This is a genomic window from Streptomyces sp. SID13666 (genome assembly GCF_010548325.1).
GTDB classification, from domain to species: Bacteria; Actinomycetota; Actinomycetes; order Streptomycetales; family Streptomycetaceae; genus Actinacidiphila; species Actinacidiphila fildesensis.
Map to the genome: position 1 here is coordinate 1 of NZ_JAAGLX010000248.1, position 382 is coordinate 382.

The following is a 382-nucleotide window of genomic DNA, read 5'->3' on the forward strand; positions in this document are numbered from 1 at the left end:
GAAAAACTGCTCAAAAAACGGATCGCCTGCAAATGGTGATGCCTGCTGCTGCACCTGACGCGCGGCGTAGACGTTAACGACTGCAGGCGCTGTTTCCTTCACCAGAGGCGCGAAGGAAAGCTGCATATCGCCACGGCTTAGAGGGATCTGTTTGCCCTGAGCTGGAACGGCTGTTTCCTGCGCGATCGCAGGCAAAGTGACTGTGCTGATCGACGCGATAAGCAGACCCGCAATTCCATAACGCCGCCAATTCATTCGCAAACTCCAGTTTTCCTCATCTCGCATCCGATTCCTCGGAGCCAATATCGGCAATATGGAGCTAACAAGGCCAAGTATAAAGGGCTGGAATATGGCAAAGCGCATTACAGCTTCGTAATGAATT

1 pseudogene is annotated in these 382 nt (G+C 52.4%); it reads right to left on the bottom strand.

The window, feature by feature from the left end:
• Positions 1-285 (bottom strand): annotated as a pseudogene (locus G3I60_RS47390) (hypothetical protein); the annotation flags it as partial.
• Positions 286-382: the final 97 nt, after the last annotated feature.